The 18,854-nt window shown below is 68.4% G+C and carries 15 protein-coding genes and 2 pseudogenes; 9 read left to right on the forward strand and 8 right to left on the reverse strand.

What is annotated here, in order from left to right:
• Position 1: 1 nt before the first annotated feature.
• Both L6444_RS01425 and L6444_RS01430 read right to left on the reverse strand, forming a co-directional pair.
• A complete protein-coding gene (locus tag L6444_RS01425) occupies positions 2–2,236 on the reverse strand; it encodes a heavy metal translocating P-type ATPase (protein ID WP_236979848.1) in 2,235 nt (744 codons plus the stop codon).
• A gap of 88 nt (positions 2,237–2,324) precedes the next feature.
• Complete coding sequence (locus L6444_RS01430) at positions 2,325–2,924, reverse strand: TetR/AcrR family transcriptional regulator (RefSeq protein WP_236984563.1); 600 nt, start codon at positions 2,922–2,924, stop codon at positions 2,325–2,327.
• A gap of 247 nt (positions 2,925–3,171) precedes the next feature.
• On the opposite strand from L6444_RS01430, the gene L6444_RS01435 reads away from it, so the two are divergent.
• The 3 genes from L6444_RS01435 to L6444_RS01445 all read left to right on the forward strand — a co-directional run bounded on the left by L6444_RS01435 (position 3,172) and on the right by L6444_RS01445 (position 6,571).
• Positions 3,172–4,041 carry an oxygenase MpaB family protein gene (locus L6444_RS01435; protein WP_236984565.1) on the forward strand — a complete coding sequence of 290 codons (870 nt, stop codon included), beginning with the start codon at positions 3,172–3,174 and terminating at the stop codon, positions 4,039–4,041.
• Between the two features lie 63 nt (positions 4,042–4,104).
• Positions 4,105–5,211, forward strand: a complete 1,107-nt coding sequence (locus L6444_RS01440) for an acyl-CoA synthetase family protein (RefSeq protein ID WP_236979850.1) — start codon at positions 4,105–4,107, stop codon at positions 5,209–5,211.
• Entirely contained in the window at positions 5,201–6,571 is a 1,371-nt protein-coding gene (locus L6444_RS01445) for an aldehyde dehydrogenase family protein (RefSeq protein WP_236979852.1), read from the forward strand. The genes L6444_RS01440 and L6444_RS01445 overlap by 11 nt, the downstream gene beginning before the upstream one ends.
• A gap of 12 nt (positions 6,572–6,583) precedes the next feature.
• On the opposite strand, the gene rpsR is transcribed toward L6444_RS01445, so the two are convergent.
• Genes rpsR through rpmB form a run of 4 tightly spaced genes read right to left on the reverse strand, consistent with a single transcriptional unit; the run spans position 6,584 to position 7,545 of the window.
• The gene (gene rpsR / locus L6444_RS01450) at positions 6,584–6,838 is read right to left on the reverse strand and encodes a 30S ribosomal protein S18 (protein ID WP_236979854.1); all 255 of its coding nucleotides are present in this window, start codon (positions 6,836–6,838) and stop codon (positions 6,584–6,586) included.
• Entirely contained in the window at positions 6,839–7,144 is a 306-nt protein-coding gene (gene rpsN / locus L6444_RS01455; RefSeq protein ID WP_236979862.1) for a 30S ribosomal protein S14, read from the reverse strand.
• Positions 7,145–7,309: a 50S ribosomal protein L33 gene (gene rpmG / locus L6444_RS01460; RefSeq protein ID WP_236979864.1), complete on the reverse strand. Its 165-nt coding sequence runs from the start codon at positions 7,307–7,309 to the stop codon at positions 7,145–7,147.
• Positions 7,309–7,545 (reverse strand): 50S ribosomal protein L28, encoded by a 237-nt coding sequence (rpmB, locus tag L6444_RS01465; RefSeq protein ID WP_236979867.1) that lies wholly within the window; start codon positions 7,543–7,545, stop codon positions 7,309–7,311. The genes rpmG and rpmB overlap by 1 nt, the downstream gene beginning before the upstream one ends.
• Before the next feature lie 77 nt (positions 7,546–7,622).
• Between rpmB and mrf the strand changes: the two genes are divergently transcribed.
• The 3 genes and pseudogenes from mrf (at position 7,623) to L6444_RS01480 (ending at position 11,458) form a co-directional block, all read left to right on the forward strand.
• Complete coding sequence (gene mrf, locus L6444_RS01470; protein ID WP_236979875.1) at positions 7,623–8,819, forward strand: ribosome hibernation factor-recruiting GTPase MRF; 1,197 nt, start codon at positions 7,623–7,625, stop codon at positions 8,817–8,819.
• A 185-nt stretch (positions 8,820–9,004) separates the two neighbouring features.
• A pseudogene (locus tag L6444_RS01475) lies at positions 9,005–9,896 on the forward strand (SDR family NAD(P)-dependent oxidoreductase).
• Positions 9,893–11,458 carry an AMP-binding protein gene (locus L6444_RS01480; protein ID WP_236979877.1) on the forward strand — a complete coding sequence of 522 codons (1,566 nt, stop codon included), beginning with the start codon at positions 9,893–9,895 and terminating at the stop codon, positions 11,456–11,458. The pseudogene L6444_RS01475 and the gene L6444_RS01480 overlap by 4 nt, the downstream one beginning before the upstream one ends.
• Before the next feature lies 1 nt (position 11,459).
• Here L6444_RS01480 and L6444_RS01485 read toward each other — a convergent pair whose 3' ends face one another.
• Positions 11,460–16,313 carry a cation-translocating P-type ATPase gene (locus tag L6444_RS01485; RefSeq protein WP_370653062.1) on the reverse strand — a complete coding sequence of 1,618 codons (4,854 nt, stop codon included), beginning with the start codon at positions 16,311–16,313 and terminating at the stop codon, positions 11,460–11,462.
• A 368-nt stretch (positions 16,314–16,681) separates the two neighbouring features.
• Between L6444_RS01485 and L6444_RS01490 the strand changes: the two are divergent.
• Positions 16,682–17,085, forward strand: a pseudogene (locus L6444_RS01490) (DUF899 family protein); the annotation flags it as partial.
• A gap of 35 nt (positions 17,086–17,120) precedes the next feature.
• Here the strand turns inward: L6444_RS01490 and L6444_RS01495 are convergent.
• The gene (locus L6444_RS01495) at positions 17,121–17,318 is read right to left on the reverse strand and encodes a hypothetical protein (protein ID WP_236979879.1); all 198 of its coding nucleotides are present in this window, start codon (positions 17,316–17,318) and stop codon (positions 17,121–17,123) included.
• Positions 17,319–17,516: 198 nt separating this feature from the next.
• Between L6444_RS01495 and L6444_RS01500 the strand changes: the two genes are divergently transcribed.
• Positions 17,517–18,389, forward strand: a complete 873-nt coding sequence (locus tag L6444_RS01500) for a rhomboid family intramembrane serine protease (RefSeq protein ID WP_236979881.1) — start codon at positions 17,517–17,519, stop codon at positions 18,387–18,389.
• The gene (locus L6444_RS01505) at positions 18,386–18,853 is read left to right on the forward strand and encodes an SRPBCC family protein (RefSeq protein ID WP_236979883.1); all 468 of its coding nucleotides are present in this window, start codon (positions 18,386–18,388) and stop codon (positions 18,851–18,853) included. Before L6444_RS01500 ends, L6444_RS01505 begins: the two co-directional genes overlap by 4 nt.
• Position 18,854: the final 1 nt, after the last annotated feature.

Below are 18,854 nucleotides of genomic sequence, written 5' to 3' on the forward strand. Positions count from 1 at the left end.
CCTACCGGGTGCCAAAATTGCGCAGCCGCAGGCTGTTTGATACCACGAAGAACGACGAGAAGGCCATGGCCGCGCCGGCGATCAACGGATTGAGCAGGCCGGCAGCGGCGATCGGGATGGCCGCGACGTTGTAGCCGAACGCCCAGACCATGTTCATCCGGATGGTGCGCATGGTTGCGCGCGCCAGATCCAACGCCTGCGGGACGATGGTCAGGTCGTCGCGCACCAAGATGACGTCGGCCGCGCCGATCGCGACGTCGGTGCCGCGCCCGATCGCCAATCCCAAATCGGCGCAAGCCAAAGCGGGGCCGTCGTTGATGCCGTCACCCACCATGGCGACCACCCGGCCCGCATCGCGAAGACGCGCAATCTCGGCGACCTTGCCCTCGGGCAGCACCTCGGCGATCGCGGTGTCGATGCCGACACGGGTGGCCACCGCGTTAGCGGCGGCCTGGTTGTCGCCGGTGAGCAGGATGGTTCGCAGCCCGCGCTGGTGCAGCGCCGCGATCGCCTCGGCCGCGGTGTCCTTGACGGTGTCCGCGATGGCCACCGCGGCGCACACCACGCCATCGACTGATACGAAAACCACTGTCTCACCGCGTATCTCGCCCTCACGGCGGGCGGCGTCCAACGTCGCGTCGCAGGGCGCGGCCCGAGTGACCCAGGATGGCTTGCCGACCTCGACGCGGTGGTCGCCGACCACGCCCGAAGCCCCGCACCCGGGCACCGCGGTGAAGTCGCTGACCGATGCGGGATCTGACGCGGCGGCAACGATCGCGGCCGCCACGGCATGCTCGGAGGCGGCTTCGACCGCGGCGGCCAAGGCGAGCACCGACTCGGCGGAGTGGCCCGGAATGACCGTCACGCGACTCACGCTCAGCGCCCCGACCGTCAGGGTGCCGGTCTTGTCGAACACCACGGTGTCGATGCAGCGGATGGCCTCCAGTGCCCGGTACCCCTTGATGAAGATGCCCAGCTGCGCACCTCGCCCGGAAGCCACCATCATCGCGGTCGGCGTCGCCAAACCCAGGGCACACGGGCAGGCGATCACCAGCACGCCGAGCACCACCGAGAAGGCGCGCTCCGGCCCGGCGCCGGCAAATAACCAGGCCGTGCCGGCCAGTAGTGCGATGGCGAACACCACGGGTACGAACACCGCGGCGATGCGGTCGGCGAGCCGCTGAGCGCGGGCCTTCTGTCCCTGCGCCTCTTCGACAAGCCGGACCATCGCCGCGAACGCGGTGTCGGCGCCCACCGCGGTGGCCTTGATGATCAGGCGGCCGTCCAGTACGACGGTGCCACCCAGCACCGGCGCGTCCGGGTGCGCCTGCACCGGCTTGGCCTCGCCGGTCATCGCGCTGGTGTCGACCGCCGCCGACCCGTCGACCACGATGCCGTCCGCGGCGATCGTCTCACCGGGTCGGGTCACGAAGCGCTGCCGCTTCTTGAGCTCCTCGGCCGGGATCACCAGTTCGGCGCCATCGTCCAACAGCACCGTCACGCTCTTGGCGCCCAACTCGGCCAATGCCCGCAGCGCACCGCCGGCCTTGGACTTGGCGCGTGCCTCGAAGTACCGGCCCGCCAGCACGAACACCGTGACACCGGCGGCGACCTCGAGGTAGATCGCGTCGCTGTGCAGGATGGCCTGCCAGATTCCGTGCGTCTCCCGCGCCGGCCTGGGTACCAGGACAGTCGCCAGCGACCAAACGGTGGCTGCGGTGACACCGACCGAGATCAACGTCTCCATCGACGCGGTCCGGTGCCGCGCGTTGCGCAGCGCCACCGAATGGAAGGGCCAGGCCGCCCACGTCACGATCGGCGCGGCCAGCGCGATCAACGCATAGCCCCAGCCGGGGAACCGGGCGCTGGGCACCATCGCGAACATCGTGGACAGGTCGGCGAGCGGTACGAACAACACCGCCGCGACCAGTAGCCGTCGGAGCAGGCTGCGGGCCTGGTCGGCGTCGGGGTCGGCGGAAACGCCGGTGGACTCCCGGTGTGGAGCCGCCTGGTAGCCGGCCTTCTCCACCACCCCGCACAGGTCGTCGACGCCGACGTCGACCGCGTCGATGGTGGCCACCCGGGTGGCGTAATTGACCGACGCGCGCACCCCGGGAACCTTGTTGAGTTTGGTTTCGACCCGGCTGGCGCACGCCGCACACGTCATACCGGAGACGTCGAGGCGGACCCGCTGTACGGAGCGCAGGTCGGAATCCTCCACAACCGGAGTCGCCACAGTCCTCCTCGGCTCTCGTCGTCGATCAGCGCAAACACGCCAAACCAGCCTACAAGCGGCCGGCTACCCGCCCGTCGGGCGTGATCGGTTAGAGGCTGATGATCGGCACCAGGTATCGCGCCGCGTAGTCGCGGACCGCCTGCTGATCGGACGTGTCGAGCCGGTCGGTGGGGAACACGATGATGCCCACCGCTACGCGCAGCAAGATGTCGGCGACGTTGGCCAGGTCGTGGTCGGCCAGCTCGGCGCCGCAGCGGCGCAGGGTATGGGCGATTCCGTCGGCGAACCGGCCGATCGGGAAGGTGTCCGAGCGGGAGAACATGCCGAACAGTTCGGGTTCGCTCTCGGCGATTCGTGAGTACAGGGGTGAATCCGCGATGAGCTGCACACCGAGTGCGAAGGCCTCGACGACCGCTTGCTGCGGGTCAAGCCCGGTGGTGGCCTGGTCCAGGGTGGTGAAGAAGGTCTGACCCTCGCGGCGCACGACGGCCTCGAACAGGTCGTCCTTGGTGGGGAAGCGCCGGTAGATGGTGCTGCGGCTGACGCCGGCGCGAACGGCGACGTCTTCGATGTTGGCTCGTCGCACGCCGTAGGTCTCGAAGACAGACCGCGCGGTGTCCAGGATCACCTGCTCGAGATCGGCGGGCGCGGCGCCCGTTTCTCGAGCCGGCGTCGCTCTCCGGCGCATCGTGGACATGGTTGCCATTGTGGTCCGCTCTGTTTGTGCGACGTTCGTCACGGTCGAGCTCAGCCTGACAGATGGTAAGATGAAACAAAAGTACGAATTTGTTTCTATGATTCAAGGTACGGCTTCGACCCGCCACGAGGAGTTCGTGATGACCGCTGAGCTTGACCTACAGCACGGCGGGCGGCAGCATCAGCCGGCCTGTCGCGCCGACGATGATTTCGAGACCGGTATCCGCGAAGCCGTCCCCATGCTGGTCGACGAGATCGCTGACGCTGCCCCGGTGCTGGGCCCCGATTCGCTGATCTGGAAGTTCTACGGCGACCACCGCACCCAGATCTTCGGCTTCCAGCGGGTCGCGGGCACCGAGAACTGCATCGAACAACTCGGGCAGGGAGTGCTAGACCACTCGGTGATCTTCAGCGACACCCTCGGCCGGGCCAAGCGCACCGCGCCACCGCTGATGAAGACCGTCTACTCCGCTGACCCACACAAGTGGGGCCGCACCGTGCGGGATTTCCACAAGCCGATCAAGGGCACCATCAGCGACGGCTCGCGGTACCACGCACTGAACCCCGAACTGTTCTATTGGGCGCACGCCACTTTCGTGGACCAGGTTCTGTACACGGCGGACATGTTCATCCGCCGGCTCACCCACGCCGAGAAGGAGCAGATCTTCGCCGAGAGCAAGGTCTGGTACGCCCTCTACGGCGTCAGCGACCGGGGCCAGCCGCAGACCTACGACGAATTCGTCGCGTACTGGGACGGCATGCTGGACCGTTTCGTGCCGCACAAGACGGTGTTGTACGGCACCGGCTACCTGCGCAAGGGCATCCCGGGGCCGCGCCGCATCCCCGGCCCCATCTGGAAGGTCTTGTCCGCACCGCTGAACGCCTACGCGCGGCTGGTGATCGTTGGGACCTGCCCGCCGCAGATGCGTGAGGTATGCGAACTGCCGTGGGATGCCAAGAAGGAGAAGCGGTTTCAGCGCTTCGCCGCGGTGATGCGGGCATTGAACCCGCTGATCAACCGGTTGCCGTTGCGCCTTATCTACACGAGCTGGGCCGCCGAAGCCTGGGAACGCACCGGCACCGATCCGCGCAAGATCAACAACAACTGAACGCAGCCGGAACAGCTGAAAGCCCGGTGGCTCACCGATCGGTGATACGACAGGATCGGGCTCATGGCCGATCCCGTTGCTGGCAATGATTTTTCGTTGCTCGAGGTACCCAGGTCGACGCCAGTCGACGACCCCGATGCGTATCTGCGTGCCGCGATCGCCTGGCACTTCGGCGCCGAGACCGGAAGCGCCTTCTGGTTGCACGCGGCGAAAACCCTGGACTTCGACCCGCTGACCGACATCGCGACATTCGCCGATCTGGCGCTGTTCCCCAACCTCGTCAACGAGTTGCGCACCGCGCCGGTCGAGGACCTCATTCCCCGCGGATACGGGTCGCCGCCGCCGGTGCCGCAGATCTTCGAATCGGGCGGCACCACCGGGCCGCCCAAACGCACCGCGCAGCTGCCGGACTGGGTTGAGCAGGTGATCCAATGGCAGACCGAGGATTTCACCGTCGGCGGCTTCGTGGCGGGACGCGGCTTCCTGTGCATGATGCCCAGCGGCCCGCACGGGGTGGGGTTCTTTTCGCGGCTGGTTTCACAGCGACTGGGCTCGGTGTTCCACGCGATCGACATCGATCCGCGCTGGGTTAAGAAACTCACCGCCCGCAACGCCGCCGCCGAGGTGTCGGCTTACCTCGACCATCTGGTCGAGCAGGCCGTCTTCGTGCTGCGGACGCAGCGCGTGGCGAATCTGCACACCACACCACCGCTGCTGGAGGCGATGGCCCGTGACGACAGGGTGGTGGACCTGCTGAACGAGAAGGTTCGTTACCTACTGCTCAGTGGCGCGCACGTGGACCCCGACACCCTCGACGTGCTGCGCGACGTCTTACCCGGCACGGTCATCGCAATGGCGTTCGGCAGCACCATGATTCTGTCGCAGGCGACTACCCGGACTGACAGTGCGGGGCACTTCGTGTTCGACCCACGCTCCCCGTACGTCGCATTCCGTGTGGTGGATCCGGAATCGGGTGCGCAGGTGCCCTACGGGCAGCGGGGTCAGGTGGTGATGAGCCACATCAGCAAGGGCATGTTCATTCCGAACAACCTCGAGCGTGACTGCGCCGTCCGGGTGCCGGGACCCGTTGGGCAAGTGGGTGACTCGCTGTGCGCGGTACAGCCGGTGGCCACCTTCGACGGCGAGGAGGTCATCGAAGGTGTGTACTGACACGCTGCATATCGACGCGCTCGGGATCGACGGCGACTTCCGGACCCGCAACCGCGAGAAGTTGACCTGTGCCGATCCGGTCGTAGAACTGAGCCTGGTTCCACCGCTGTATGTGTCGCGTACCATCAGCGCGCAGCGCAAGACAGCGCCGCTGCCGGCGGGGCAACGCGAAGCGGCACTGGCCGCGGCGGCCGACATTTTCGCCGGCAGTCTGGTCGCGGGTCTGGACTTCGAGTCGTATGTCGGTGCGGCCAGCCGAATTTCGGGTCTACCGGTCGCCGTGGTCCGCGCTGGGGCCCGCGGTGTAGCCGAGGCGGTGGCCTCGGCGTTCGACGCGGTACACCAGGCTCAGCCGGTTGGCGCAGTGGCCGATTGGCATGACGAGCACGCCCGGTCCGGTGGTGCGGTGTGGGTGCGGCGCGGCGAGGTGCTCGCCGTGCACGCCGCCGGCAACGGGCCCGGCGTCCACGGGCTGTGGCCACAAGCGCTGGCGCTGGGCTATCGGGTGGCCATCCGCCCATCACGGCGTGAGCCGCTGACCGCGCATCGACTGGTCAATGCGTTGCGGCAAGCTGGGTTTCGCGCCTGCGATGCGGTGTTCTTGCCCTGCGAACATCGGGGTGCCGACGAGATGATCCGGTCGGCCGACATCGCCATGGTCTATGGCGGTCAGGACGTGGTGGACAGGTACGCCCGCGATCCGACGGTGCTCGTCAACGGACCGGGCCGCACCAAGATCCTGATCACCGCGGACCGTGACTGGGGCGACTACCTGGATGTGATCATCGATTCGATCGCCGGCCTCGGTGGAGTCGCGTGCGTCAACACCACCGCCGTTCTCTGCGAGGGTGACCCGGAACCGCTGGCGCGGGCAATCGCCGACCGGCTGGCCGCGATCCAACCGCTGCCGGCCTTCGACGAACGCGCGATGCTGCCCACCCAGCCCGTCGAGCAGGCGAGGCAGCTGGTCGAGTATCTGGCCGCCAAGGCGGCCGGCACCACCCCGTTACTCGGCGCCGATCAGGTGGTCGCTGCGGTGGGGGACGGTTGTGCGGCATTGCGGCCGGCCGTCCACTTGATGGCGCGGCCCGACGTCGACACGCTCAATGTCGAGCTGCCGTTCCCGTGCGTCTGGGTGGCGCCGTGGTCGCGGGATGATGGCGTCGATCCCCTGCGAAACTCATTGGTGCTCAACCTGATAACCGGAGATCAACAGTTGGTTGACACCCTGGTGGCCGAGCCTACGGTGAGCAATGTCTACCTCGGTCGACACCCGACCCACTATGGCGCACCGGATGTTCCGCATGACGGGTTCTTGGCGGATGGGCTGATGCGCAACAAGGGTTTTGTCCGCGACTGACGGGTCGAGCACTCAGGGCGTGGAAATGTATGGCAGTAACGCCATCTCGCGGGCATTCTTGATTGCGGTCGCGACCTGGCGTTGTTGCTGGGCGGTCAACCCGGTGACGCGCCTGGACCGGATCTTGCCGCGTTCGGAGACGAACAGCCGCAGTGTTTTCGTGTCCTTGTAGTCCACAACGGCGAGGCCGAGGCTCGTCAGCAGGTTCCGTCTCGGCGTCGACGGTTTGACGATGCTACGCGCTGTGCGTTTCGGTCGGTGCGCCATCTACCAACTCGCCTTGCGTACGCCGGGCAACTGTCCCTGATGAGCCAGTTCGCGCACCCGCACCCGAGACAAACCGAACTTGCGCAGGTGGCCCCGGGGTCGCCCGTCGATCGAGTCGCGATTTCGCAACCGCACCGGACTGGCGTCCCGCGGCTGCCGGGCGAGAGCCTGCTGGGCGAGTAACCGCTGCTCCGGGCTGCTGGCCGGTGACCGAATGACTTTCTTGAGCTCTGCTCGCCGTTCGGCGTACCTTGCGACGGTTTCGCGCCGCTGCATGTCCTTGACGATCTTGGATTTCTTCGCCATTCAGCGCTCCTCGCGAAACTCGACGTGCCGGCGCAGCACGGGGTCGTACTTCTTCAGCACCAGGCGATCGGGGTCGTTTCGCCGGTTCTTGCGGGTGATGTAGGTATAGCCGGTTCCCGCGGTCGAACGCAGTTTCACGATCGGACGAATCTCGTTGCGCGCCATCAGATACGCGTTCCCGCCCGGCGCAGCCGCGCGACGACGGCCTCGATGCCGTCGCGATCGATCACCTTGATGCCCTTCGTGCTGACCCGTAACTTCACCCGCCTGTCCTCCGACGGCAAGTAATAGGTTTTCGTCTGCAGATTGGGCGACCAGCGCCGCCGCGTCCTGCGATGTGAATGCGAGACCGCGTTACCGAAACCGACTGTGCGGCCGGTGACTTGACAGCGCGCGGACATGTAGAGCCTCCTGTTTAGACAACCTGCGAATGGCACTGTAGCCTTAATGAAAACGATTTTCAATAAGGGGTGCAGTGATGCGAACTGAGGTGGTGCTGGTGGCCGGCCAGGGTGCTACCGACGATGTGGCGGGCACGCTGTTGCGGCAGCCGGGTACCGCGGTGGTGGAGCACCGTTTCGACGGCCATGTGGTGCGCCGAACCGTCATCACGTTGAACCGCGGCGAACTCACCACGATCGAGGAGGCGCTGGAGTTGGCGCACGGCTGCCTTGCCTGCACTATCCGCAACGATCTGCTGGTGTTGCTGCGCAAGTTGCACCGTCGCTCCAATGTGGACCGCATCGTCGTGCACCTGGCGCCCTGGCTGGAACCCGAACCCGTGTGCTGGGCGATCAACCACGTTCCGGTGCGGGTCGGGCCGGGTTATCCGGACGGCCCGGCGGGCCGCGACGTTCGGATCGGCGGGGTTGTCACGTGCATCGACACGCAGCGGTGGCTGACCCAGTCCCTCGGCGACGAGGGGTTGCCGGACGGACGCACGGTGGCCCAAGCGACCGTCGGCCAGGCAGAGTTCGCCGACTTGTTGGTGCTGACCCAGCCCGAACCCAGCACGCTGGCCGTATTGCGCCGACTGGCCCCGCGCGCGCGGATCACCGTCGGCACCGATCGCGTCGAACTCGCGCTGGCGCACCTCGACGAACATTCACGCCGGGGCCGCAGCGATTCGCCGCATGCACCGCTGCTGGCCGGCCTGCCGCCCTTGAACTCCGAGGGGAGGGTCGCGATCGTCGAGTTCAACGCGCGCCGCCCCTTCCGACCGGAACGGCTGCATGACGCCGTCGACCGACTGCTCGACGGCGTCGTCCGGACCCGCGGGCGGTTGTGGCTGGCGAACCGTCCCGATCACGTCATGTGGCTGGAATCTGCCGGCGGCGGCCTGCGGGTCGCCTCAGCGGGCAAATGGCTGGCCGCCATGGACATCTCGGAGGTCACCGGAGTCGACCCCGAACGGCGCCTGTTCGCAGATCTGATGTGGGAGTTCCACCATGGCGACCGGCACACCGCGATCACCGTGCTGGTCTGCGGCGCAGAGCCCGCTGAGATCACCGCGGCGTTGCAGCACGCCCTGTTGACCGACGCCGAGATGGCCGATCAAGACCAATGGGACGGTTACGACGACCCCTTCGGCGACTGGCATCAAGACCCCTGCCATGAAACTCCGGACGCCGCCGGCGAATTCACCGCCCACCGAAACGGCGGGGAGCAGGCATGAAACCCGGCATCCACCCCGACTGGTCACGACGCCACCCGTCCAGTTTGACGTAGCCGGCGCGCCGTCAGGAGCGCGTTCCGAACGCAACTTGGCCGAGACGCTGGACGCGCCCGGTCGGTAGCTGCAATTGTGACCATGGGTCACGAATGGGCATGACGGGTGGAACGCTATCGAAGGACGCGCCGATGAACCTGGTTTTGCAGGCAGTTGACCGGGGTGTCGACAGATTGGCCAACCCGGCGCGGATTTCGGATCCCGACCGGCTGCGCGCAGTCGTCTCCGGCAAGACCGCCCTGGTCACCGGCGCCTCGTACGGCATCGGCGAAGCGACCGCGCGCAAGCTGGCGGCGGCCGGAGCGACCGTGCTGGTGGTGGCCCGCTCGGCTGAGCGCCTCGACGACGTGGCCGCCTCGATCACCGCCGGCGGAGGACAGGCCGTCGTCTATCCCACCGATCTGAGCGACGAGGACGCCGTCGCGCAGCTGGCCAAACAGATCAACGAGAACCACGGGCCGCTGGACGTCGTGGTGAGCAATGCCGGCAAGTCGCTGCGCCGCTCCCTGCACGAGCAGTACGACCGGCCGCACGACTTCCAGCGCACCATCGGGGTGAATTACCTGGGGCCGGTGTGGTTGCTGCTGGGCATCCTGCCGTTGATGCGCGAGGCGGGCCGCGGGCAGATCGTGAACGTGTCGAGTGTCGGCGTGCGCGTGGCTCCCGGGCCGCAGTGGGGGGCCTACCAGGCCTCCCAAGGGCGCATTCGATCGCTGGCTGCGTAGCGTCGCGCCGGAACTGCAACTTGACGGCATCGACGTGTCCACCATCTACTTCGCGCTGGTCCGCACCCGGATGATCGAACCCACTCCGCTGCTGAGCCGGTTTCCGGGGCTGACGCCGGACCAGGCCGCCGACGCGGTCGCCCAGGCGATCATCGAGCGGCCCCGCACCAACGAACCGCCTTGGGTCTGGCCGGCCGAACTGGCCTCGGTGCTGCTGGCCGGACCGGCCGAACGGGCCGCCCGGATCTGGTACCGCCGGTTCTTCTCCGCAGCCGAGAGCAAGCAGGACCGGTCATGACCGACAGCGTCGTGGCCACGGCGATCCGCGCGGTGATGTCTTCGGGACTGCTCGGTCCGCCCGGGCCCGCAGCGGCGCTGCGCGTGCTCCGCGAGGCAGCGCGGGGCGGCACCAACCTGTACACCTTGCTCGCAGTCGCAGCGGCCCGATGGCCGGACCGGACGGCGATCATCGACGACGACGGTGTGCTGAGTTACTCTGAGCTGCAAGAGATTACCGAATCGCTCGCCCGCACGCTGCTCGAAGCCGGGGTGAGGGCGGGCAAGCCCGTGGGAATCATGTGCCGCAACGGCCGCAACTTCGTCGCGGCGGTCTTCGCCACCGGCCTGATAGGCGCCGACATCGTATTGGTCAACACCGAGTTCCGCGCCGACGCCCTGGCGGGCGCGCTGGCCGGCCACCAGATCCAGACGATGTTCTGCGACAACGAGTTTCTCGACCAGATCCACCACGCCTCGGATGCGATCACTGCGATCGACCCGTTGCAGGCTAAACCATGCCCCGGGTCGCGCCCCCAGGTGGCGCGTTCGGGCCGCATCGTCCTGTTGACGTCGGGCACCACCGGGGTGCCTAAAGGGGTGCCACGAACGCCGAAGGTCAGCTCGGGTCTGGGCGTCGGCGTCACCATTCTCGAACGCACCGGTCTGCACGTCGGCACCCGAATGGCCATGGCGACACCGATGTTTCACGGTCTGGGATTCGGGATGCTGACGCTGACCGTCAGCCTGGGCGGCACCATCCTGACCCACCGGCGCTTCGACGCCGAAGCCACCCTCGCGCAGGCCTCGCTGCACCGCGCCGACTCGATGAGCGCGGTGCCGATCATGCTGGCGCGGATTCTCGATCTACCGCAACGGGTGCGGGCACGAAACCCGTTGTCCTGCTTGCGGGTGGTCGTTTCCAGCGGTGACCGCCTCGAGCCCGGCCTGGCGCGGCGGTTCATGGACGCCTACGGCGACGTGGTCTACAACCTGTACGGATCGACCGAGGTGGGTATCGGGTCCCTGGCGACGCCGGCGGAGTTGCGGCGGTTCCCCGAAACGGTGGGCCGGCCCGTCGCGGGTTGCCCGGTGCGCATCTTCAGCCGCGCCGGCAGACCCGTCGGGCCGCGTGTCACCGGACGCATATTCGTTGGCGGGGAACTGAATTCGGAAGGCTATTCCGGCGGCGGCACCGAACGCAAAGCCGTCATCGACGGAATGACCAGCACCGGCGACATGGGGTACCTCGACGAAATAGGCCGGCTGTACATCGTCGGACGCGAGGACGACATGGTCGTCTCGGGCGGGGAGAACGTCTATCCCCGCGCGCTGGAGAACGCGCTGGCCGGGCATCCCGACATCGCCGAGAACGCCGTCGTCGGCGTGCCCGACGAGCAGTTCGGCAAACGGTTGGTCGCCTTCGTCGTGCCGCGCTCGGGCAGCGACGTCGACGCTGCGGGGCTACGAGAGTTCTTGAAGGGCAAGGTTTCCCGTTTCGAGCAGCCCCGGGACATCAACATCGTGAGCAGTATCCCGCGCAATCCCGCCGGCAAGGTGATCCGCCGGGAACTGTCCGGCTAGGTCAGTCCGACTCCAATTCCTGCCGCTTCTCGGACTCCAACGCCGGTGTCATCGCGCCGACCGTCTTGGACAACCATTGCGGTGCCAGCACGGAGACCACCGCAGTTCCCGCGGTGGCGCCGATCACGCCCGTCCAGGCAACCGGGCCCAGCGGAGTGCAGCCGAAGAACTGGCTGAGCACCGGCGTCTGGATGATGCCGACCAAGACCCCCGCACTGCCCAACGCGGTCGCCACCACCAGCGGACTGTGTCGGCGAGTCAGCAGCGTCTGCGCCAGCTGCGTGGTCACCAGAGCAGTCAAACCCATTGTCGAGGTACGCCTTTCGGTACCAGGAGTCCAACGCCCGATAGCCCAGGCGGTTGTTGCGCCCGCCGCGGTGACCACGCCGCGGTTGACGATCTGACGCATCAGGGCGTCGCCGAGCGACGGCTTGGGCTGCGTCAGCAACTCACGCTGACGGCTGCGGCGAGCCTCCTCGACCTCCTCTTCGGTGAGGCTCTCGTCCTCTTCGGGGTCCTCGTACTGCGAGGTCACCGCGACCGCGAGGGCGGGGAACATGTCGGTGAGCAGGTTCACCAACAGCAGCTGACGGGTGCCCACCGGCGCCCGGCCCTGGCCGAACGCCGTCCCGATGATGGTGAACAGGACCTCGCCGACGTTGCCGCCGACCAGGATGGTGACGGCGTCGCGCACCCCCGCCCACATGCTGCGACCCTCGACCAGCGCGTCGAGCAGCACGCTCAGATCGTCGTCGGTCAACACGATGTCCGCGGCGCCGCGGGCGGCCGACGAGCCGCGGCCGCTGACCCCGATGCCCACGTCGGCCATCCGGATTGCGGCGGCGTCGTTGGCGCCGTCGCCGACCATCGCGGTGACGCGGCCGGAGCGCTGCAGGGCCGCGACGATCTGCACCTTCTGTTCCGGGCTGACGCGCGCGAACACCTGGACGTCGTCGGCCAGCTTGGCGTGCCCCTCGGCGTCGATGTTGGCGAGCTCCGCGCCGGTCACCACCCGCGCGTCGGCGGGCAGGCCGAGCTGGTTGGCGATCGCCCGGGCGGTGACCGGATGGTCGCCGGTGATCAGCACGACGTTGCGATCGGCGGCCACCAGCTCCTCGATCAGCGGGCGTGACGAATCCCGGGCGGTGTCAGCCAGGCCGACATAGCCGAGCAGTTCCAGGTCGTGGGCGGCGGCGTCGACGTCATCGGCATCGGTGGCCTCGTCGGACGTGTCGTGCATCCAGGTGCGTTGCGCGACGGCGAGCACCCGCAACCCCTGCTCGGCGAGGTTCTGCACCAGCGCGTCGGCGTGCTGCCGGTCGGCCTCGGGATCGTCGAACCGGCAGCGCGGCAACACCACCTCCGGCGCGCCCTTCAGCATCAACAGCGGCGCCTGGTCGGTGCCTGCCTGGGCGCCGATCGAGGCGGCGAAACCGCGGCTGGACTCGAACGGCACCTCGGCGAGGATGGTCCAGTCGGAATCACCGTGGCCGTTGAGCGAATTGGCCGCGTTGATGATCGCTTCGTCGGTGGCGTGGGCGTGTCCCTGCCCGTCCTGCGGCTGAGTGGATGCGCGCGCGGCGGCCTGCAGTAGCGCCAGGGACTGCGGATCGCCGGGCGTGGCGAACGGACCCTCGGGGTCGGCGTCCTTCGGCACGGCGCGCACCACACGCAGCCGGTTCTCGGTGAGAGTGCCGGTCTTGTCGAAACAGATGGTGTCGACCCGGCCCAGCGCCTCGATGGTGCGCGGCGATCGCACCAGCACGCCGCGGGCGGTCAGGCGTTGCGCGGCGGCCAGCTGAGACAGGGTCGCCACCAGCGGCAGCCCCTCCGGGACCGCGGCGACGGCGATCGCGACGCCGTCGGCAACCGCCTGGCGCAGCGAGGAGCGGCGCAACAGCGCCAACCCGGTTACGGTGGCGCCGCCGGCCAGGGTCAGCGGCAGCACCTTGCTGGTCAGCTCGCGTAGCCGCGCCTGCACGCCGGCGGACGTCTCGACGTTGGCGACCGCCGAGATGGCGCGCTGCGCGGCGGTGCCGACGCCGGTGGCCACCACGATCGCGCGCGCCCGCCCCGCGACGATGGTGCTGCCCTCGAACAACATGCTCGCGCGTTCGGGGTCGTTGACCGCGACGGAGTCCACCTGCTTGTCGACGGGCAGCGACTCGCCGGTGAGGAACGACTCGTCGACCTCGAGGTCTTCGGCGACCAGGATCCGGGCGTCGGCCGGCACCACCTCGGGTGCGGCCAGGTCGATGACGTCGCCGGGGCGCAGCTTCTTGGCCGACACGGTGGCGGTGCGGGTGGCGCTGCGGGCGGCTTCCAGCCGGCGCCGCGTGGTGGCCATCGCCGGCACCACTACCCGCCGCACCAGTTGGTCCTGCTCGGCGAACAATTCCGCGGCCGCGGCCTCGGCTCGCAGCCGCTGTACCCCGCCGGTCACCGCGTTGACCGCCATGACGCCGGCCACCAGCAACGCGTCCACATTGCTGCCGACGATCGCCGATGCCGCCGCACCGACCGCCAGGATCGGGGTCAGCGGATCTGCCAGCTCGTGACGGGTGGCCACCGCCAACCGTCCCAGCGCCTGGGCCGGGCCCCGCAGTGGGGCGACCACCGGCTCGTAGGACAGGTCGTCAAGGCGGCGCCGCCAGGTCGGGGTGCCGGGTTCGACCGCCAGCGGGCGCGCACCGCCGGCCAACCGGGAGTACACGATCTCGGGGTCCAGCGCGTGCCAGGCGGTCAACGGCTGCGGGGTCGGATCGGGCAGTCGCAGCACCCGGGCGGCCGACAGCGTGCCGGACAGCAGGGCCGTCGCCCCGGCCGCGTTGACCGGGTTGAGCCAGCGCCGGAAGGTCGCCGGGTTGGCCGATCGGTTGTCCTCGCCGGTGACCAGCAACAGTCCGGCCAGCGTGGTGCCGCCCTGGGCCAGGTGTACGGCGGACTCGGTGGCCGCGCGGGCTACCGGCAGCGCGGACAGGATGCGCACCGCCGCGGCCAGGTCGGTTCCGGTGATGATGTCGGCGGTCCACGGCGTCGCCGCCCGCGGATCGTCGAGTGCGACACCCACGTCGGCGATGGCCAGGGCGGCCAGCGTGTCGGTGGAGGCGAAGTCGCGGTGCAGCGCGGTGATCAGCAGTACCGGCCCGCGGTCCCCGCGCAGCTCGCGCACCACCTTCAGCAGCGGGGTGCCCGGCGGATGCGTGGACCCGACGCTGGCCGAGAGGTCCTCGGTGCCGGCCACATGGCGCAGCACTACCCGGGCGCCGGTGCGGTGCGCGGTCTGCAGCAGCGGGATCGCGTAGGGGTCGACCTCCCACCCGACGTCCACGTGTCCGACCCGCTGGCCGTCGCAAATCAGGTCGGCATGCTCCAAGCCCTGCGCCGGCGCGGCCGACGGACTCTGTGGCCGAAGCCATTTCAATCGTGCACCGGCAGCCGGCAGTTCGTCGGGATCGGGCTCGGGTGGTTCCTCCTCGTGCAGCAGGGCGTCGGCGACCTCGTAGACACGGTCGTCGTCCCAGCCGGGTTCCTCGCCCCACGCGCTCAGCACCGCACGGTGGTCACCGCGCAGCGCGGCGCCGTCGATGACGACCACCTGCACCCGGTCCAGCCGGCGCAGCGCGCCGGGGTCCAGCACCAGCAGTCCGGCGTTGGCCAGGCCCCGGCCGAGCGTGGTGGCGAACGCCTGCCTGCCGAGGTGCGCAGCCTTCGGGACACCGGCCAGGATCGCTTCCGCAGCCTCGGCAGCGCCGCCGCCGGCGAACAGCGCGCCCGCCGCGGCGACCACCGAACCACTTGCCGCCTGGTTCACGTAATTCTCCAGGGGCCCGGCCATCGAGCCCTTCTCGGTGTCGATCGCGGCGTCGATGGCCCCGTCGACGACTACGTGAGAGGCCTCACCCGCCGCCGTCGCCGCCCAGTTGTGCCGCGGCACCTGCTCGTCTCCGGCGGACGAGAGCACCGGGACCACCGGAGCCTGCGGCCGGTCGGGAGAAGCCAGCCCGGGTTCGCGTTCGCGCCAGCGCTGCCGGTGCGCGGCCGCCTCGGAAAGCTGCAGGGTGCGCTGCACGAGATCGATGAGTGGCGTGCCCACCGACTGGCTCAGCCCGTAGGCCAGGGCCGTGGAGCCGCTGAGTGCGAGGTCGGTGCCGACCCGGCCGAGCTTGGACTCGAGAACGGCCACCACCCGCGGTTGATAATTGATCAGCGCCGCCGCGGCCCGCGCGCTGCGCGGCGCCACCGGCAGCCGGGTGAACCATCCGGTCACCGCCGCGCCCACGGCCACCGCGTCCATCGCGGCCACGGTCAGCGGCACCAGGATCGCCAGCGGGTTCGCGGGGTCCGCGAACGGCGCGGCCTGCGGCGCCGACACCGTCTCTGAGCCGGCGAGGTCCGCGGCCACCGCTGCCGCGGTATCGCGTACCTCCTCGAGCACCGCCCCGGTGTCGGCACCCTCGGCGACCTCGATGACCAGCCGACCCAGCGCGCCCTCGACATGCGCCTTCGCCACCCCGTCGATCCGGCGCACCGGCTCCTCCATCACCGCGGCGTATTCGTGCCAACGGGGAAACGGCAGCAGGGGATCGAGATCCAGATGGATACGGCGGCCGCTTTGCCAACGCACGGGCGGGGTGACCGGTTCGAGCGCGGCGTCGGAGGGACGCAGTCCGATCGCCCGCCCGGTGGTTTGGGCGACCGACTGCACCACCGGCCCTACCAGTTCGGTGACGGGGCTGGCCAGCGTCTGCACCGCATCGACCGCGCCCGCTGCGCCGTTCATGCCGGCCTGCAATGCCTGAACCGCCCCACCGGTGAGGGAGCCGACGATGTCGGCCACACCCGGGATCTTCATCCATCACCCTTCGATTAGGTCTACCGCGCCATCCTTCCGGCGCCGCGCGAAGCTGTCCACACGGCCGGTCCACCGGTGTATTACCGGTCGGGTGGCAATCCGAACGTGGGGAACAGCGTCGGTTCCAGAAATACGGTCATCGTGGCCACCCCGGCAACGCCGCCCGTGGCGTGACAGGTGTGGACCTGGATGGAATGGGCTTTCAACATGTTATCTGCGTTGCGTCGGTACTCAGCGACAGCCGGTTGGCCGACGGTTCCGCCTGCGCCGTGAATCCTGCTGCAGTGGCATGTCTGAACACATACCTGCGGCGGGCGACCCAGCAGCGCACCGATGAATTTGGACGGCGAGCCGCATCGATATTGGTGACCAAGTCGTTCGCGTCGCGGGCGCCGCAGCCCGACATTGCGCGTCTCAAGCAGCGGATGGGCCGGACGATGCCCTGGTACACCATCACCGACGGGTTCGACGCCGACTTCGGTGTGCACGAATGCACGGCACCATTTCGTTCATTCACGACGGGCCACGTGTGTTCCGTATTTACTTCGTGAACAATCGGGGCGACGAGGTGTTGGGCAACACCTGGAGCATCCCGGACATGACCGCGCTCGGGCGCCAAGGAGGACTGGAAAGGCTCCCCGCAGCGTTACCAGCAGAGCAAACCGTACGAGTGGTGGGCCTGGCACGACTGGTATGCGAGCACGTCCCGTTGCGCTGGTTCGGTGACGCCGACCCGAACGGACCGAATGACCAACGCCCGCCGCGCAATTGAGGCTCGTGGTTGCCGGACCGGGCTATTCGAAATCCCTACAGGTGTGTGTGGTCTGCCCGGCCGACGTGGTAGCCGGCGGGGAAGGACTTCTCGATGACCTGGAGTTGGTGATCCACTCTGGATTCCAGCTCGAGGACCACGCAGCCGTCACCGACCGTCTTCGACTCGAGAACTATGTACCGCTGGCCCCCGTCGGTGATGGGATCGCCCGAATGCAAATTTTCGACGGGCACCAATTCGGGGGGTTCCGTGTGAGTCCACCTTTGTCACAGTAGGTGAACCGGGCTGGCGAGGGAATAGCCACGCGAGCGGGTCGCCGCGGGTAAGAGAGCGCGGGGTACAGCTACCGGAGCATCCGGCGAAACGTGCCCGGCGTCGGCCGTCCGCACCCATTCGCGCGGGCGCGGTGGATGGCGGCAAGAATGGGTGCGATGAGTGGCGCAATCCCACCGCAGCTGCCCGCCGATGCACCAACGTGTTACCGGCACCCGGACCGCCAGACGTACCTCCGGTGCACCCGCTGTGATCGTCCGATCTGCGGCGATTGCATGCGCAGCGCCGCGGTGGGTCACCAGTGCGTGGACTGCGTGCAGCAGGGCGCGGCCACCGTCCGGGATCCGCGAACCCGCTTCGGTGGCCGGGACCGGGCCGGCGCGCCGGTGGTCACCTATGTGCTGATCGCACTCAACGTGCTGGCGTTCATGGCCGAGTCCGCGTCGATAGAGGTACAGCGCCAACTGAGCCTCTGGCCGCCGGGCGTCGCGGTCTACGGGCAGCTGTACCGCCTGGTGACGTCGGCGTTCATGCATTACGGCCCGGCGCATCTGCTGCTCAATATGTGGGCGCTGTACGTCGTGGGGCCGCCGCTGGAGATGTGGCTGGGCCGGCTGCGGTTCAGCGCACTGTATGCGCTGAGCGGGCTGGGCGGCTCGGTGCTGGTCTATCTGATCTCGCCGCTGAACTCCGCGACCGCGGGGGCGTCGGGCGCATTGTTCGGCCTGTTCGCGGCAACGTTCGTGGTCGCCAAGCGGCTCACTCTGGACGTCCGCTGGGTGGTCGCCGTCATCGTCATCAACCTCGCCTTCACTTTCGTCGTACCGCTGATCAGCTCGCAGCAGATCAGCTGGCAGGGACACCTGGGCGGGTTGGTGACCGGCGGGTTGATCGCCGCCGCCTACGTGTACGCGCCGCGGCACCGACGAGACCTGATTCAGGCTTCAGTGACCGTCTTCGCCCTGGCGGTGTTCGCGGTCTTGATCTGGTGGCGCACCGGGGAACTGTTCACCCAACTCACGGGGGCATGACTGTGGGCTGGTGGACCGCCCACTTCGAGCGGACGCTGACCGAACAGGTGCCCGCCCCGCCCGACCAGGTCCGCGACTACTACGTCGATCTGGACAACATCCGGCTGGTACATCCGCTGATCGTGTCGGTGGAGTTGCTGGACCGCAGTGAAACGCCCGACGGCTACCGGGTCGGCTATCGGGTGGTGGACCGGATTCCGCTGGGGCCGATCACGACGAAGGTCACCTACCGGGCGCGGTTGCACGTTCCGGTCGAAGGCGACGTGCACACCGAGGCCGACCAGTCACCCGGGGTGCGCCTGCGCGGCACGGTGAGCTTCACGCCGATCGACGGCGGCACCCGCATCACCGAACGAATCCGGTTCGCCGCGCCGCGGCCGTTGGCCGCGTTCACCGTTCGCCAGGGGGTCAAGGCGCACGCCAGGATGCTCTACGGGATTCGGCGCCATTTCGAATTGCGTTGAG

The organism is Mycobacterium kiyosense, assembly GCA_021654635.1.
GTDB lineage: Bacteria > Actinomycetota > Actinomycetes > Mycobacteriales > Mycobacteriaceae > Mycobacterium > Mycobacterium kiyosense.